At 43.9% G+C, this 16298-nt stretch carries 16 protein-coding genes; all 16 read right to left on the bottom strand.

Translation table 11 applies throughout. The features are described 5' to 3' along the window. Positions 1-11: 11 nt before the first annotated feature. The 16 genes from NI21_RS16120 to NI21_RS16905 all read right to left on the bottom strand — a co-directional run bounded on the left by NI21_RS16120 (position 12) and on the right by NI21_RS16905 (position 15898). Positions 12-1226 carry a glycosyltransferase gene (locus NI21_RS16120; RefSeq protein ID WP_052084068.1) on the bottom strand — a complete coding sequence of 405 codons (1215 nt, stop codon included), beginning with the start codon at positions 1224-1226 and terminating at the stop codon, positions 12-14. Beyond that, positions 1227-2342 (bottom strand): glycosyltransferase, encoded by a 1116-nt coding sequence (locus NI21_RS0110920; protein WP_033126247.1) that lies wholly within the window; start codon positions 2340-2342, stop codon positions 1227-1229. Next, a complete protein-coding gene (locus NI21_RS0110915) occupies positions 2343-3227 on the bottom strand; it encodes an ATP-grasp fold amidoligase family protein (protein WP_033126246.1) in 885 nt (294 codons plus the stop codon). A gap of 29 nt (positions 3228-3256) precedes the next feature. Beyond that, positions 3257-4579, bottom strand: coding sequence for a nucleotide sugar dehydrogenase (locus NI21_RS0110910; RefSeq protein WP_033126245.1), 1323 nt, complete (start codon positions 4577-4579; stop codon positions 3257-3259). Positions 4580-4634: 55 nt separating this feature from the next. Then, entirely contained in the window at positions 4635-5840 is a 1206-nt protein-coding gene (locus NI21_RS0110905; RefSeq protein WP_033126244.1) for a glycosyltransferase family 4 protein, read from the bottom strand. A gap of 3 nt (positions 5841-5843) precedes the next feature. Further along, entirely contained in the window at positions 5844-6806 is a 963-nt protein-coding gene (locus tag NI21_RS0110900; RefSeq protein ID WP_033126243.1) for an ATP-grasp domain-containing protein, read from the bottom strand. 11 nt (positions 6807-6817) lie between these two features. Beyond that, positions 6818-7471: a sugar transferase gene (locus NI21_RS0110895; protein WP_033126242.1), complete on the bottom strand. Its 654-nt coding sequence runs from the start codon at positions 7469-7471 to the stop codon at positions 6818-6820. Between the two features lie 14 nt (positions 7472-7485). Then, on the bottom strand, positions 7486-8754 hold the full coding sequence (locus NI21_RS0110890; protein ID WP_033126241.1) for a DegT/DnrJ/EryC1/StrS aminotransferase family protein: 1269 nt from the start codon (positions 8752-8754) through the stop codon (positions 7486-7488). A gap of 241 nt (positions 8755-8995) precedes the next feature. Further along, the gene (locus NI21_RS0110885; protein ID WP_081958048.1) at positions 8996-9397 is read right to left on the bottom strand and encodes a sugar transferase; all 402 of its coding nucleotides are present in this window, start codon (positions 9395-9397) and stop codon (positions 8996-8998) included. A gap of 30 nt (positions 9398-9427) precedes the next feature. Then, positions 9428-10702, bottom strand: coding sequence for a DegT/DnrJ/EryC1/StrS aminotransferase family protein (locus NI21_RS0110880; protein WP_052084067.1), 1275 nt, complete (start codon positions 10700-10702; stop codon positions 9428-9430). Between the two features lie 112 nt (positions 10703-10814). Next, on the bottom strand, positions 10815-11321 hold the full coding sequence (gene loaP, locus NI21_RS0110875) for an antiterminator LoaP (RefSeq protein WP_033126240.1): 507 nt from the start codon (positions 11319-11321) through the stop codon (positions 10815-10817). A 200-nt stretch (positions 11322-11521) separates the two neighbouring features. Beyond that, positions 11522-13435: a nucleoside-diphosphate sugar epimerase/dehydratase gene (locus NI21_RS0110870; RefSeq protein ID WP_033126239.1), complete on the bottom strand. Its 1914-nt coding sequence runs from the start codon at positions 13433-13435 to the stop codon at positions 11522-11524. 92 nt (positions 13436-13527) lie between these two features. After that, positions 13528-13722, bottom strand: a complete 195-nt coding sequence (locus NI21_RS0110865; RefSeq protein ID WP_033126238.1) for a hypothetical protein — start codon at positions 13720-13722, stop codon at positions 13528-13530. 267 nt (positions 13723-13989) lie between these two features. Then, positions 13990-14247 (bottom strand): tyrosine-type recombinase/integrase, encoded by a 258-nt coding sequence (locus NI21_RS17275; RefSeq protein ID WP_033126237.1) that lies wholly within the window; start codon positions 14245-14247, stop codon positions 13990-13992. A gap of 17 nt (positions 14248-14264) precedes the next feature. Then, positions 14265-14579 (bottom strand): site-specific integrase, encoded by a 315-nt coding sequence (locus NI21_RS17270; protein ID WP_033126236.1) that lies wholly within the window; start codon positions 14577-14579, stop codon positions 14265-14267. A 488-nt stretch (positions 14580-15067) separates the two neighbouring features. After that, positions 15068-15898: a hypothetical protein gene (locus tag NI21_RS16905; RefSeq protein WP_197052624.1), complete on the bottom strand. Its 831-nt coding sequence runs from the start codon at positions 15896-15898 to the stop codon at positions 15068-15070. Positions 15899-16298 lie beyond the last annotated feature (400 nt).

Below are 16298 nucleotides of genomic sequence, written 5' to 3'. Positions count from 1 at the left end.
TTACACTCTGATCAATCCTCGAAATGGTCTATGAAATTCAGTACTCTCTCCGCCTGTTTGAATGCCGTCTTATTCTCGTATATGTAATCTCTTGCGCGCTGCCCCATGTCTCGGCGAACCTCATCCGAATACCCCATAATTGTTTCGAGTGCAGATTTAATCTCGGCAACATCATTCCCGGAAATAGAATAGCAGAAGTCAAAATATGCCTGCGGTATCCCCGGCAAACGAGAAGTAAGCAACGGCGTTCCTGATGACATATACTCTATTGTTTTTGAGGGAAAGGAATATGCTGTAAAATCATCTTTGGGATTCCTGACGTTCACAAGCAGTGTTGCTGCTCTCTCTTTTTCCAAAATAACCTCTCTGCTGACTCTACCTTTATAATGAATGCGAGCATCCGCTTGAATGTGTTTTTCCAATTCCGATACAAAATCACCATAGCCATAAATATGCAGTTGTACATCAAGATTCGTTTGCCGAAACCCTTCCACAAGCTCGGCAATCCCATATCTTTTGCTTAGTGTACCGGCATACATAATTATCGGCAAGTTTGCAGAGTCAGATAACTTAGTCGGTGCAGCAAACAGGCTCTCATCTGCCAGACCCTCTACAACAATATATGGCTTCTCAGCAGAAATTCTGTTTTTCATTTCTTCAGTCAGATAGATATATCCGTCAAACTCAGATTGAAGCTTCTTGACTAAGTGATAATAGTATCTGGCGCCGATTCCCTGCAATCCCCGCTTGGCAGCATACATATGTTCCGGCAAATCCGGAACAAATACCACTGTTTTACAATGATATTTCTTTCCAAAACGAAGGATATTCTTTGCAATCGGCGCATAGATGGAATACATCAATATGCAGGCATCCTCCGGGTTTTCCTGTTTTTTCAGCCATGATCTAATCATTTTTTTAGAAGAAAATGCCTGACTGATCATCTTGAGAACCGGCAGATTGATGGATGGAATCCATGTTGCAGAGAAACCGCATTCTAGTGTTTGCTTCTTTTTTTTCCAATACAGCAGTTTACTGCCTGGAAAAGACGCAATCATAGGGAAGGCAAAACACTCAACATCGTTTACTCCGTTTGCTTTTACTCCGTTCAAAAATGCCGTTTCAAATGCCTGCGGTGCAACTGACGGTTTTACCTTGGATTCTCTAACGATCCGCTCATATTCCTGACTTTCACTGACCGTTCCTATATAAAGCAGTTTCATCATTTATTCTCCTACCAACATTTGACGATACTGTACAACAAGCTCGCCTAATTTCAATCTTTCTGAGATATATGCTCCTGCACCATCACACCATTCTCTGAATTCTGCGTCAGTCATATCCACAAAACCATTGATTGCCTCGGCAAACGTTTCTAACTGATCTAACGCAATATCATATCCTGCACGATTAGGCGCTAGTTCACGCCACGGCGTATTTGTACTGATAACGACCGGTCGGTGCTGCATCAGCATTTCAACGATGGCTTGTCCAAAATTCTCGCTCTGCGTTGGCGACAGCAAGACATGATAACCTGAAAGAATCTGCGGTATGCTGTCATGCGGCACATTGCCTTCAAAACGAACCTGAATATTCTCTGGTAAAGAATCCGCAATCTCCTTACATTTACTATAATACTCTGGAACTTCACATGAACCGTAAACATACATGGTAACATTTCCGCGAATATTCTTTAATATGCTCAAAGCAACATCCAGATTCTTAATTGGATGGATTCTTCCGACAAACGCAACCTCAAGTTGTCCCACTGACTTTTTTATGTATTGAGAAACAAGCGCAGAAACCATAGGCAAATTCTGCACAGTGAAAATCTTTACATGAGGAAGAAACTTCTTAACCTCATTGCATTCATCACTCGAAGTTGCATGAATTTCAACATTGCGAAATAATCCCAAGCATTTCAAAAAGTTCACATAAAGTATTTTTCTAAAATGCTTCATGCTGAATGCCGAAGGCATCAACTCTCCTCTTGGTGCAAGAATCGTTCTGATTTTTTTCTTTTTTGCAATTCGCAGAGCCGGTACACAGTATTGCCAGCTAAACAAACTGCTGATGTATATCACATCGGGATTTATGTTTTGAATCATTTCAGAGAAGTCTGCCATCCTATTGTTTTGCAGATAGTATACATCACATCCGAAAATGGAGTTCTTCCCTTCATTAATCCCTTTATATTTGGTTCCGTCGGAATCATATCCGATTGTCACCACCGAAACATCCATAAATTCGGCAGCAAACTTTGCCATATTCGTCATACTGACAGTGGGACCGCCTCTTTTCTGAGATGGATAAAAGCAATGTGTAAGTAGCAGCAGCCTCATTTATGAACCCCCTATCGTATCAAAATACCTTCCCAACTTATAATCAAATTCCATCGGCTTAATAGGGCGTATCCCTCCGCCTGAATGGAATGTAAGCTCAGAAAAGAAAATTCCCTGCTTTGCGATATAAAAATCAACTCTGACAAAGTCGAACGGCTTCGCAAGCTTCTGTGCCAGATGGATGATCTCGTCAATATTCGGGGGCAGACAGGCGCAGTTCACCTTTTCATACCGATCCCTTATCTCCAGGCATCCGTCTGACAGGTCAAAGATATTGAAGTGCTGTTTTCCGTTTTCAAAGTATGTAACCGAATAAAATTTTGCGCAGCCGCCAAAGCAGAAAACCTTGAAATCAATAATACTTCTGCCGGAAACGCCCTCAATGAATTCTTCGCAGACAATTCTCGGCTTGATTAAACGATAGTTTTTTTCACGACCATATGTGTAATAATTTTCCTTCAGAAAACCCTTCAGTTTTGGAATGATTTCCATTGCATCAACTTTTTGACCATTGCGCACAATGATATTCCATCCTGATCCATGCGTTGCTTTCAAGACATATTGTTGTGGAAGTTTGTCAAAAGAGATTTCTTCTGGATTTTCCCAAACGCCAAAATTTTTAACCAGAAATTGTGACCCGATTACCTTTCCGACGTAAAATCTGACTTCATATTTATCGGTATACCGTGTAAGATCGTCCTCGTTCATAAAAACCTTTCGCGCAAGTATATGCTCGTTAAAGGTCTTAGGGCAATCCAAGTTGGCTTTTTTCCCCGTACGCAGGCGATAAAGTATCTGATTATACTGTCTATCACTAATCCGAGTATTCTTACCGAATATTTTAATAAAAGCCTGTGTAATACAAATTCGAATTTCTTCTATCATTGCCGCTCCTTATATTTATTTTTATAGTATTACAGCCGCCAATAACGATATCCTGCCTGGTCAACTTTTTTTCTATCAAACAAGCTCTTTACATCAATAAGTACCTTGCTGTTTACATCCACGCTGCCGAAAAGCTTGGCAACGCCTTCTATTCCCATAGCTTTAAATTCATTGTGCGCAACAGCCATGATGACACAATCCGCATCATGCACATCATCAAAATTGACCAGTTTTACTCCATATTCGCGCTCTGCATCTTCCGCGCAGGCCACAGGGTCAATAACAAGCGGCTCAATACCATATTCCTGTAACTTTTTGAGAACATCGTTTACCTTGGAATTTCTGGTGTCAGGGCAATTCTCCTTGAATGTGATTCCCAAAACAACAACCTTGCAACTGCGAGGCGCTTTGCCTGCAAGTACAAGCTGCTTGATCGTTGCATCGGCAACAAAGGCACCCATGCCGTCATTGACAATACGCCCGTTGAGAATAATCTGGCTATGATACCCAAGCTTTTCTGCTTCATAGGTGAAATAGTAGGGGTCAACACCAATGCAATGACCGCCAACCAGACCAGGACGAAAACCAAGCGCATTCCATTTCGTATTCATACCATCAACCACTTCAGCAGTATCAATTCCCATTCGATCGAAAACCATTGCCAATTCATTCATAAATGCAATGTTAATGTCTCTCTGACTATTTTCCACCACTTTTACTGCTTCTGCAGTTTTGATACTGCTGACCTTATGGGTCCCAGCCTTAATGACAATATTATAAACATCGGAAATGATATCGCAAGTCTCTTCATCCATACCGGAAACGATCTTTTTGATAGTTTCCAAACGATGTACCTTATCACCGGGATTGATTCGTTCCGGAGAATATCCGATTTTGAAATCAACTCCACACTTTAAACCGGACTCTTTTTCCAGAATCGGAACACATACATCTTCTGTCACACCGGGATATACTGTAGATTCGTATACCACAACGGAGCCTTTGGTCAGATTGCGTCCCACAATCGTTGATGCACCTTCTACCGGAACCAAGTCAGGAGTATGGTCAACATTGACAGGCGTCGGTACAGCTACGATATGGAATTTTGCTTCTTTCAGCTTAGCCTCATCGCATGTGAACTCCACTGTCGATGCTTTGATTGCCTCGTCCCCCACTTCGTGTGTAGGATCGATGCCGGATTTATACAATTCGATTTTTTTGCTGTTCAAGTCAAACCCGATCACCTTAATGTTGTGCTCGGCAAAGGCGACAGCAAGGGGCATTCCGACATAGCCTAAACCGATCAATGAAAGCTTCTCTTTTCCCGAAATTAAATTTTCATACAAAGACATTGTTTTTACCTTCCTTTTATTTTGCAATACTGTTTATCGTCAAGCGCTGCTCTTATTAGAAATGGTTTACTATAGTGTTGTAGCTCTCGCTAACAGAATACTTTTCATTCAATACCCGATATGCATTATCTCCTAAGGCTTTAAGGTCTGCTGAACATATGCAATCTACTATTTTCGTAAATTCCTGAATAGAATTACTCTCACACCACCAACCAAAGCCACCTTCAGTAATCACCTTTCCAATATCTGTATTAGGATCAGTACATGCCAATACCGGGATTTTTGCTTGCATATATGCCAAAAGTCGTGATGGAAAATTAGGAATTGTGAATCTATAATCCAGAAAAATCATTCCAACATCACATGCAGCTACCATGGTGTCATAGTCATCCTTTGGAAGTCTTTTCATCAATTTTACATTCATCGGCTTTTCAGCTTTCATATAACTCTCGAGTTTTCCGAACTCAGTACCGTCACCGACAATCAAAAAATACACATCATCCCTATTATATTGGCTTTTTAAGCACTCTATCAAAAAATCAATTCCTTGAGGTTTTCCAAGATTTCCTCCATAAATTAATATCTTTTTGTTAGTCGGAATATCATATTTTTTTCTAATGTTCTCACGTGTTTTTGCATCAACACTCATATCAACAACATCGACACTGTTTGGACATACTTCAACAATATTTTCATCCAATTCGGAATTATGCTTAAGCACATATTCAACGTTAGCTTGACTCATACATCCAATATGATCAGATATTCTGTATATCTTAGACTCTTTATTTCTAAAATATTTATATATAGCAGATTTAAGTCCTGTTTGAGTAAACATACCAAGATCCACTGCATTTTGCGGAAAAATGTCCTTTAAAAGCAAATATGTTTTAGCGTCATCCCTTTTCTTCACATATTCAATACAATCAACTAAAGTAATAGGAGGAGTTGAGTACATGATCAAATCAAACTGTACATCAGGGAAAAATTTTTTTATAGCTAACTTATATTGAATACTTACAAGAAGAGTTGATACACCTTTCTCAATTAAATTTGTTTTTGTAATGTTCCCAATCTTTACTTTAACAAGTTTTGCTCCATCTTCCTCTACAAATTCGGTGGCTAAATTATTTCGCTTCTCTCTGGAGCAGATCACATAAACGTTATGATTATTTTTGATAAACTCTCTCATTAAATCCGGATATATTTCTCTATGTTTTATACTCGGTATGTCTCCTATCGAAAGAAATAGAATATTCATCACTTATCCCCTCTTAAACATGACCTCATTATACTTCATCATATATATGTCATCGTTATACTCTCCAATGGAACACTCATTCACCTTTCCATCAAGATTATTAATGATAAGCTTCATATGATCTGCGCCGCTCTCAAATGCATGAGGATACCCACCGCCAAAGCGGGGATTGACCTCAGAAATGTAATACTCGTCATTCACGTCAAAAATGTCGATGTCGATCTGACCATTGTAGCCTGCATCCTTGACAAACCGTTCAATCAGAGCGAACAACTTTTCATCCTTAAAAGAAACTGCCTTATCTGTCTCACCGGCACGCATTTTCAACTTTTTCTTTGTGAAGATGGATACCACTTCGTGAGACACCATATCAATATACACATCCGCACCGATTTCCTGTCCATCCAGGAACTCCTGAATCATCAGGCCATCCTCATGGGCAAACAACAATTCAACCGTCTCCCGGTCATAAACCTTGGAGATAGAGATGCTGGCACTGCCTCTTGCCGGTTTTACAAACACAGGATAGGTAATCACCCCAGCGTCAACATCCGCAAAGAAAGCTTCCTTATCCATATAGGATTTGGCGCACCGGTATCTGTGTGTTTCCAACCATCTATACATCTGGAACTTGTCCAAAGACATTTCACAAAGCGCATAAGACGAACCAATTACAGTCGTACCTATGGCTTCAAATTTTTCTCTATTTTCTGCCAGAAGGGAAAGCTCCGGGTCAATCAGTGAAAGCACACCAGTAATTTCTTCCTTCTTACAAATATCCAACACTACATCCAGATACTCAGGTGCAGTCATCTTCGGAACAATATAGTATTTATCAGCTTCATAGATAGCGGGAGCTAAATTACTCATATCTGTCGCAATGACTTTCCCGGTTCCATTCAAAGTCTTTACAAAATATTGGACAATTTTATTTCGAGTTCCCGCACTCAGTATCAAAATGTTCATAAATATCTCCCTTACTTTACTTGCATTTTTAAGCGTCTTTCCTCAGCGAAATTAGGTTCGACTTTATTGGTATCTACCGCAATGTCCTCTTTCTTAACGAACTTTAGAGCCGTTTGAAGAATAATGCGCAAATCGCCAATAAATGTGATTTTCTTTACATATTGAACGTCAAATGCGAGCCGATGATCCCAATCAATAAAGTTTCTACCATTTACCTGAGCTAAACCACTAAGCCCTGGTCTGACATCATGGCGGTGTCGTTCTTCTTCGCTGTAATAGGGCAAGTATTGTATCGTCAGCGGGCGGGGTCCCACCAGGCTCATCTCGCCCTTCAAAATATTAAAAACTTCAGGCAATTCATCCAGACTGGTTGTCCTCAATGCTCTTCCAAATTTCGTTAGACGAACCTCATCCGGCAAAAGATTTCCGTTTTCGTCTCGTGTATCCGTCATAGTACGGAATTTATATAGCTTAAATATCTCCTCGTTTTTCCCCGGACGTTCCTGCTTAAACAACACCGGGCTACCCAATTTAATTCTGACTAAAACCGCTACGATAATATAAAGCCACCAGAATACAAGCAACGCCGCAAGACCACAAAATACATCAAGCACTCTCTTGAAATATTTCTCATATGGCCCGTATGGTTTATGCTGATTGTTCATATACTTTCCCTCTTTTACTCAAAACATCTTCTGATAATTTCAATTACAACATTCTGCTCCTCAGCAGTCATCTTGTTATCACTTGGCAGGCACAGACCTCTCTCGAATATATCCATGCCCACATCCTCACTACCACCTTCGATATAGGCATTGGTCTTGGCTCTGCCATTGCCTTCTATTGTGATAAACGGATTCATTCGGAAGATTGGCTGTTCGTGCATCGGCTTCCAGATCGGACGACCTTCCGCATTATACTTCGCCAAAGTTTCCAGAATCTCTGTCGGGCAACTCTTGCCCGGTTCGCTGATGTAGAGTGCTTTCTGTTCCCCACGAACCTGCTGGCACATGGCATCCTTGTCGATCAACATACAGCTCAGCCAGAAATTAGGTTCGCTGTTCTTCACATCGTAAGGATTCATCTGCACCGGAAGGTCTTTCAAGCCTTCCTTGTAGCGCATATAGATGTCTTTCTTCTGCGCAATGTGTTCTTCCAAATATGGAATCTGCCCACGCACAACTCCGGCAATCACATTGCTCATGCGGTAGTTATAGCCCAGCTCCTCATGCTGATACCACGGCGCTGCTTCTCGGCTTTGGGTTGACCACTTGCGTACCTTCTCGGCATCCGCTTTAGAATCAGTGAGGAACATCCCGCCGGACGAACCGGTAATGATCTTATTTCCATTGAAACTGATGCAGCCGTAATCGCCAACGCTGCCAGTTTCTTTTCCTTTATATGTAGCACCCAGGGACTCCGCTGCATCTTCAACGATCACAGCTCCGTGGGCAGTTGCTATCTTCTTAATTTCATCAATCTTGCCCGGTGTTCCATACAGATGAGCTACTACAATCACCTTGACATCCGGGTAAATCTCAAATGCCTTTTCCAGCGCCACCGGGTCCATATTCCAGGTGTCACGCTCGGTATCAATGAAAACAGGGATACCACCCTCATAGACAACCGGGTTCACCGTGGCATCGAAAGTGACATCGGAACAGAAAATTTTCTTATTGCTCAGTGCACCTTTTCCAATTTCCGGCTGACCATACATGGCTTCTCCGGCAAGCTTCATGGCAAGATGGAGAGATGCCGTTCCTGCCGATAATGCGACTGCATATCGGACACCTATTCTTTCAGCAATCAATCGCTCTACTTCGTTAATATTCTTTCCTACCGTGGACATCCAGTTTGTTTCATACGCTTCGGTAACGTACTTCAATTCGTCACCGTGCATCGTGGGCGATGACAGCCAAATTTTGTGTTTAAACGGATTAATCAACATCTCTTTTTTCTACCTTTCGCATTCAATATCATCTAAATTAACAGGTTCATATCTGAGCTATAACACGACAATTAGCCGAGAATGGTAAAGCTACCATGCCTCGGCTAAGTCAACCTCCTTATCAAATTTTGTACGCTTATCAGATTGGGTCAAAATAAGCAATCAAGAAGCCATTTTGACTTTTCACCGTTCTCAACCGCTATTCTACCCAATTCGCACAAAACCTAAGAACGGGGCTGACTTATGCCGTGACAACGCTTGAAAAATCAATGTTTCTCTTGGTTGTCCCTATTATACCTCTATCCCCCTTCAATATGTTAAAAGCTTCAGGAAGTTCATCCAGGCTTGTAGCTCTGAGCAGTCTTCCAAATTTAGTCAGCCTAACCTCATCCGGCAGGAGCTTCCCATTTTTATCTTTTTCATCTGTCATTGTTCTAAACTTATATAATTTGAATATTTTCCCGTCTTTTCCCGGGCGCTCCTGCGTAAAGAGAACCGGACTTCCCAATTTCAGCCTTACAAGGACAGCCACAATAATATAAAGCCAGCTGAAAACCACAATAGCTGCAAGAGCACACAAAAAATCAATTGGACGTTTTATGTATTTTTCATATGGTCCGTATGGTTTATGCCTATTCCCCATTTTTAAAAACTCTCTTCCAAATACTTCATTTTACTCAAAACATCTCTTCACAATCTCAATCACTTGCTCCTGCTCCGCCGCCGTCATCTTATTGTCACTGGGCAGACACAGCCCTCTCTGGAAGATATCCATTCCCACGTCCAGCGGCCTGCCGTCCTTTCCAAGAGCACCGCCGGCAATATACGCATTGGTCACTGCTCTTCCATTACCCTCCCTTGTGACAAATCCATTCATCCGGTAAATCGGCTGCATATGCATTGGCTTCCAGATAGGTCTTCCCTCGGCATTATATTCTGCAAGTGTTTCCAGAATCTCTGTCGGACAGGATTTCCCCGGTTCGCTTATATAGATTGCCTCCTGCTCTCCTCTTACCTGCCGGCACATTCCCTCCGGCTTGATCAGCATGCAGCTGAGCCAGAAGTTAGGCTCGCTGTTCTCTGCGTCATAGGGATTCATCACAACCGGAAGGTCTTTAAAGCCCTCCCGGTATCTCTCATAGATGGCTTTTTTCTGCTCGATATGCTCCTCCAGATAGGGGAACTGCCCTCGTACAACCCCGGCAATCACATTACTCATCCTGTAGTTATAGCCCAGCTCCTCGTGCTGATACCAGGGCGCGTTTTCCCGGGACTGAGTGGACCACTTTCTCACTTTGTCTGCCGCTTCTTTGTCATCTGTCAATAACATTCCGCCGGAAGAGCCTGTAATAATTTTGTTGCCGTTGAAGGAAATACAGTTATACCGCCCGAAGCTCCCGGTCTGTTTCCCTTTATATTCCGCTCCCAGCGACTCAGCCGCGTCTTCAATGATCACCGCTCCGTGTCTGTCGCATATTTCCTTCAACTCATCAATTTTTCCCGGTGTTCCATAGAGATGAGCAATCACTACAACCTTCACATCCGGATAAAGCGCAAACGCCTTCTCCAAAGCTGCGGGATCCATATTCCATGTATCATATTCTGTGTCAATGAACACAGGGATACCTCCTTCATATGCAACCGGGTTCACTGTGGCGTCAAATGTCATATCCGAACAGAACACCCTGTCTCCCGCCTTTACCCCTGCAAGCTTTACCGCCATATGTAGGGCGGCGGTTCCGGCAGAGAGCCCGACTGCATATCCACATCCGATTTTTTCACATGCAAGTCTCTCGACCTCATTTATATTCTCGCCCACCGTAGACATCCAGTTTGTCTTATACGCCTCTGTCACATATTCCAGCTCCGGACCGTGCATGGTCGGGCTGGAAAGCCATATTTTCTTTTCAAATGGACTGATCCCTGTGCTCTCTGTTTGAAATGCCATTGTTTTGTTCCTCTCACCTTTTTAATATAAATTCATATATGGGCTATGCATTTTCCCCACAAAAATAAGAGCCCCTAAAGGCTCTCATTTCTTCTCATATTACTTCTTATCCCTACGTCTTCACCACGATCTCCAATCCCACCTGCACCTTCTGCAGCCTGCCGAACATCTCGATCTCCAGCCAGGCCTTGCGCTTGTGCCGGTCGATCTTCCGGATGTAGCCCTCCTTGCCCTTGAGGGGCCCGGAGTAGACGTGCACCTTGGAATTCTCTATGATCCCCTCGGACATGGCGACCATCTGCTCCTCGCCGCCAAACTCCAGGAGGAAGTGCTTCTCCTGGTCTGTCAGGGGAACGATATCCCGGCCGGTGCCGATCAGCTTTGTGAGGCCGATGACAGTTCGCAGAGACTCGTAGAGCTGATCCAATTTGTCTGTAACGACAAAAACATACCCGGGAAACAGGACCTTCTTCTGTGTGATCCATGTACCCCGGATATGTTTTCTCTCTTCATAGTAAGGGACAAAGCATCTCTCCAGCACGCCGGCGGGTATATTGCTCTGGCACTGGATGCGGATACTCTCTTCGGTGCCTGTGCGCACCTGCATGACGTACCACATAGTCTGGTATTTCTCCTTGTTTAATTATCCCTTGCCTTATGATCATTTATGAAATTTCCTGTTAAACAGGTAAAAAAGAGCAGGCTCCGCCATTTCTGCCCCGAAAAAAGGCAGAAACTGCGGAGACACTATATCATCCAACGAAGCCAGACGCGGCAAGGCGACGATCTGACTTCCTTTGGAATCCTGAAAATATCAAACTATGAAGCCTGCTGTGGTTCCTGTTCTCCCAGGTCGGAGGGCTTTGGGTGATAGGTTGGCACGATCTCTGCCACCAGCTCTTTGATATGGCCGTTTTCTATCTTGCTCTCCCGGTCCAGCCTCTTGAGCTGTACCTCAAACCACTCATCATCCATCTCTATGGGCTTTCCAATGTGGATCAGCTCATTTTCTGTATCCTGCAGCCCTTCCTCGTCCATGAGCAGCTCCTCAAAGAGCTTCTCACCCGGACGCAGGCCGGTGTACTCGATCATGATGTCCACATCCGGCTCGTAGCCTGACAGGCGGATCAGATTTCGCGCCATGTCGTCGATCCGGACAGGAGCCCCCATGTCCAGGACAAATATCTCACCGCCCTTTGCGTAGTAGGACGCCTGGAGCACCAGTGAGACCGCCTCAGGAATGGTCATAAAGTAGCGGATGATATTTTTATCAGTAACGGTAACCGGTCCGCCCGCCGCAATCTGTTTCTTAAAGAGCGGGATGACGCTTCCGTTGCTTCCCAGTACGTTTCCGAACCTGACTGCCACGAAATCTGTATCCGGGCATTTCCGGTTCATCATCTGCACCACCATCTCACAGAGGCGCTTGGACGCCCCCATGATGTTGGTGGGGTTGACAGCCTTGTCAGTAGAGATGAGGACAAATTTTCTTACCCCCGCCCTGGCTGCTGCCTTTGCTGTCTTGTAGGTGCCAAGGACATTGTTCTTGATGGCCTCGTTAGGGCTGTCCTCCATCAGCGGTACATGCTTGTGTGCCGCCGCATGGAACACCACATCGGGTTTATATTTATCCATCACCCAGCCGATCCGGTTGGTATTTCTGACAGAGCCGATGAGCACTACCAGGTCCAGCGTGTCCCCGTATTTCCGGATCAGCTCCTGCTGTATCTCATAGGCGTTATTTTCATATATATCAAAGATGATCAGCCTCCTGGGCTGTGCCTGGGCGATCTGCCGGCAAAGTTCTGACCCAATAGAGCCTCCACCACCTGTTACTAGTACGTTCAAACCTTTAATAGCGGCAAAGATCTCTTCGTTATTGACCCGGACCTGGGCGCGGCCCAGCAGATCTGTGATCTCTACATTGCGCAGCGTGCTGACGCTGACCTCGCCGTTTACCAGCTGATAGACGCCAGGCACTGTCTGCATCCGGCATTTTGTCTCCTTGCAGATGTTCAGGATATCCTTGCGGTTTTTGCCTGTTGTTGCGGGAATGGCGTAGATAATGCGATTGATGTTATATTTTTCCGCCATCTCCACAATATCGTACCGGTTTCCCACGATGGGAATCCCCTCCAGCGACCGGCCCAGCTTGTTGGGGTTATCGTCAATGACACAGCACACCTGCACATGGGTCTTCTCAGAGCTCAGCAGCTCCTTGATCAGAACCTGACCCGCGCTTCCGGCTCCGATGATCATAACCCGGTCATGAATCTTGTCCGCGTTTGCCGCATTGTCCTCCCGGATCGCGTACATCCGCAGGATCCGGTAGGAGAAGCGCACCCCCGTCGTCAGGCAGAAGCTGATGATATATCCCATGAAATAGTAGGATCTGGGCATGCGAAGCCCCATAAAGATCATGCCCGCCACATAGACCACCAGCAATATGACATAGGCTGCCAGTATCCTTCTGAACTCTGCCACACTGGCCAGGCTCCAGATACTGTGGTACAGTCGGCAGCCGTAAAACACGACCAGCGTTGCGGCGACCCAGAAGGGCATGGACCACAGATAGCCCTGGATATACTCCGGCGGGATGCTGGAGAGCACAAAATCAAACCGCAGCAAAAGCGCTCCCAGATAGGACGCCAGGATGATCGCCACATCCGCGGCGGCTAGGATCAGCGCTTTATGTATCCATTTTAATTGTTTTCCCTGTTTTTCTCCACTCATTTCCCTGTTCCTTTTTTCCATTCAGTATCAGACACGTCATGTCACGTGAAAAAAACTGATCTGTCTCATCCTGCAGCCAGTCAGTTCTCATTCTAGTTCACAATGTGTCGTTTGAAAAAAATAATCAATCCGGCTGCCAGAGCAATCACCGCAGCGATCACCGCCCGGAGCGGATCTACTGTCTCTGTCACAACAGTCCCTGCCCCAATATACATGACAATACCTGCGCTGCACAGCACTAAACAGCAGAGCACCAGCATTTTCAAAGCAGTTCCAGCATGTTTCATAATCGTCTTCTCCTTTTTTACCCTTTAGAGACTGTTTCTATTATAATGGTTTACCTCATTTTTTTCAATCCCCCGCCAAAACATCCCATTTTTTTGTACAATTTCATTGTTTTTCCAACTGTAGGAGACGATTTTTTTATGCGATTGTGCAGGCGGCATTATGTTATTGATATTTTTTATCTGTTTCCAAATGATGAGACTTCACCTGAGTTTTACAGTTATTTTACCTTGCCGCCAGTGTCTCCACTTATCAGAGACAATCTGTGCTCAGCGGATACTCATTTTATTTCTCGGATGCCTCTCCTTCAAAAGCTCCGCCTGCTTTTTGGACGCCACGTGTATATAGATCTGCGTCGTCTTAATGGAGCTGTGTCCCAGCAGCTTTTGGATATAGGCAATATCCACATCCTCCTCCAGCAGATAGGTAGCCACTGAATGTCGGAACATGTGCGGCGTGATATTTCCCGGCAAATGGGCCTTTTCCTGATAGCTGTGAAGCATATTTCTTATAGACTGCTCGGACATGGCCCTGCCTCTCCGGTTCACAAAGAAATGGCTGCTGCTGGCAATCGCACTTTGATCTTCTCAAAGGGATTTCTTTCAATCCGCTCCTCCTCTTCAAGGTAACTGAAGAAGGCCTTCATGCTGGCTATTTTCCGCTTAACGGTCTTTTTCCCGAACTGCTTATGAAGGTGCGTTACGTATTTCTCCAGGTTCTGCCGGGTACATTCACGCCCGTCCAGATACTCTGCCATCTGCCGCAGGTTGATCCGGTACGCTTTCAGCGTCTTCACATCCAATTCCTTCCGGTATCTGCAAAATTCAAGGTAATCTCTGAGTGCCGTCGTAAGATTCATCTCTTTTCCTCCTTGTTGTTTGGTATGAGGGTAGTGTAACACAGGGAGGGGAGAGGGGCGGGATGGGAGGATAATATATCATTTAATCCCACACCACAATCTCACATTTTTGTGGATGTGAAACCAAGAAAGCACATTCTGTATAAAGTATTTTTGTATATTTTATTCGTAATGTACCTTCTCTTACAAACTATCCATAAGCTAAATTTTTACCAACACTCAATCAGCTCACCATCAATTTTCCTTCCACGTAAACTATTTTCAAAATAAAAAGCAAGGAAAAAACTGCCAGAAATATAATGCTTTATATATACTAGCACACATCCCAGACAGTTTCCATAAATATTTTGTCATTGATTGAATTTTGTTCTCCGGGAACCGGCGGTCTTTGTGGTCCTCACCTCTTCCTCACCTCATACTGCTGCCTCACCCTCTTATCCACAATGTGAAAGAGAAACAGGCCCAAATTATATTCGCCGAGAGCTCGCTTAACTTCTTTTGCGATAGATTTCCTCTATTTTTATCCTCTTCCTCCTCCAAAACTCGTCTGCCAGGTTCATGTACCTTATGACATCTCTACATCCTGCTATTGGCAGGGCTCCTTGCCTTATTATTTCATCAACAAATTCTTTACTGTCAATAAAATATATTTTTTCGCAATAGTCATATATATCGCAAAAACTATGCAAATATTTTTCTAAGAATTCCCGGTTTCTGCCCGCCGAGCAAACTACCTCATCTGAACTCCCCTCAAAATACTGGTTCAGCTTATGAATAAACACATCAAGTCGGTCATAATCCTCTTCGCCCTTGACTCCCTGCATATTACCCAATGCCTGCATCAACGAAAAATTAATGAGGGTATGATGCTTTGCCCTGCACTTTTCTAGTCTGTCCAGTGCATACGCGTCACCGCCTATGATTTCTTTAAACAGTTTATACTTCTTTTCATTAAAATTGAAGTCACATTCTCCCCCGTATCTATAGGCCGGCTCTATGTAGGTCACACCTTCTTTTTCAATCCTTACTGTGTCATCTTTTAAAGCAAACAAACGATTGTAGTCCCTGCTGTCAGGCGATGGCAGATCAATGTAATTAAGCCAAATGTTTCTTTCGCCACAAAAGCATCTATTTAAATCACCGAATTCACTGTATCTGATATAAAAGGACAGACGGCTAAAATCATATCCTTCGATTCTGCCTTCATAAATTGTGCGATAATGTGTCCACGCCGACGGAGAACTGTCCGGATCAAACCTTATGATTTCGTTCCTCCAAACGCACATTTCTCCTACTGTAATATTTTTGAAATAACTCATGTTTGACGTCCTCCGATTTTTCCCTTTATCCGTTTTCGAAAACAGGTCAAAGACCAGCGTTCGTAAATACTTAATGAAGAACACCGCTGTCGTTCTGGTGTTGCCCTCGCCAAACACATGGATCTGCCACAGTCTGGATACGAATCCAGCAAGATGGCGGATGATTTCATCCTCTGTAGGTGCCGTTTTCTCCTTGTCCGTCTCTTTTATATTCGTCGCTTTTATTCCGGCTCTCAATAACAGGACTGCATACTGGGTTATGTAGATCAATCACCGCGCAAGGAATAGATTTATTCTCTCCGAAATCCACGAACTCTTCAGTTTCCGGATCATAGTACCAATTGGTCGGATTCTGCCAGCTTTATGATCATAAGCTACTCTTTATACTTTTCTGGGAGTA

This window comes from Eubacterium sp. ER2 (assembly GCF_000765215.1).
Classification (GTDB): domain Bacteria; phylum Bacillota; class Clostridia; order Lachnospirales; family Lachnospiraceae; genus Claveliimonas; species Claveliimonas intestinigallinarum.
Note: the sequence above shows the minus strand (reverse complement) of the source record. Positions and strands in the feature narration are given on the sequence as shown.

Bases quoted from the DNA above. Each gene is read 5' to 3' on its own strand.
- NI21_RS16120 (WP_052084068.1), bottom strand. From the start codon at position 1,226: ATGATGAAACTGCTTTATATAGGAACGGTCAGTGAAAGTCAGGAATAT.
- NI21_RS0110920 (WP_033126247.1), bottom strand. From the start codon at position 2,342: ATGAGGCTGCTGCTACTTACACATTGCTTTTATCCATCTCAGAAAAGA.
- NI21_RS0110915 (WP_033126246.1), bottom strand. From the start codon at position 3,227: ATGATAGAAGAAATTCGAATTTGTATTACACAGGCTTTTATTAAAATA.
- NI21_RS0110910 (WP_033126245.1), bottom strand. From the start codon at position 4,579: ATGTCTTTGTATGAAAATTTAATTTCGGGAAAAGAGAAGCTTTCATTG.
- NI21_RS0110905 (WP_033126244.1), bottom strand. From the start codon at position 5,840: ATGAATATTCTATTTCTTTCGATAGGAGACATACCGAGTATAAAACAT.
- NI21_RS0110900 (WP_033126243.1), bottom strand. From the start codon at position 6,806: ATGAACATTTTGATACTGAGTGCGGGAACTCGAAATAAAATTGTCCAA.
- NI21_RS0110895 (WP_033126242.1), bottom strand. From the start codon at position 7,471: ATGAACAATCAGCATAAACCATACGGGCCATATGAGAAATATTTCAAG.
- NI21_RS0110890 (WP_033126241.1), bottom strand. From the start codon at position 8,754: ATGTTGATTAATCCGTTTAAACACAAAATTTGGCTGTCATCGCCCACG.
- NI21_RS0110885 (WP_081958048.1), bottom strand. From the start codon at position 9,397: ATGGGGAATAGGCATAAACCATACGGACCATATGAAAAATACATAAAA.
- NI21_RS0110880 (WP_052084067.1), bottom strand. From the start codon at position 10,702: ATGGCATTTCAAACAGAGAGCACAGGGATCAGTCCATTTGAAAAGAAA.
- loaP (WP_033126240.1), bottom strand. From the start codon at position 11,321: ATGTGGTACGTCATGCAGGTGCGCACAGGCACCGAAGAGAGTATCCGC.
- NI21_RS0110870 (WP_033126239.1), bottom strand. From the start codon at position 13,435: ATGAGTGGAGAAAAACAGGGAAAACAATTAAAATGGATACATAAAGCG.
- NI21_RS0110865 (WP_033126238.1), bottom strand. From the start codon at position 13,722: ATGAAACATGCTGGAACTGCTTTGAAAATGCTGGTGCTCTGCTGTTTA.
- NI21_RS17275 (WP_033126237.1), bottom strand. From the start codon at position 14,247: ATGTCCGAGCAGTCTATAAGAAATATGCTTCACAGCTATCAGGAAAAG.
- NI21_RS17270 (WP_033126236.1), bottom strand. From the start codon at position 14,579: ATGAATCTTACGACGGCACTCAGAGATTACCTTGAATTTTGCAGATAC.
- NI21_RS16905 (WP_197052624.1), bottom strand. From the start codon at position 15,898: ATGAGTTATTTCAAAAATATTACAGTAGGAGAAATGTGCGTTTGGAGG.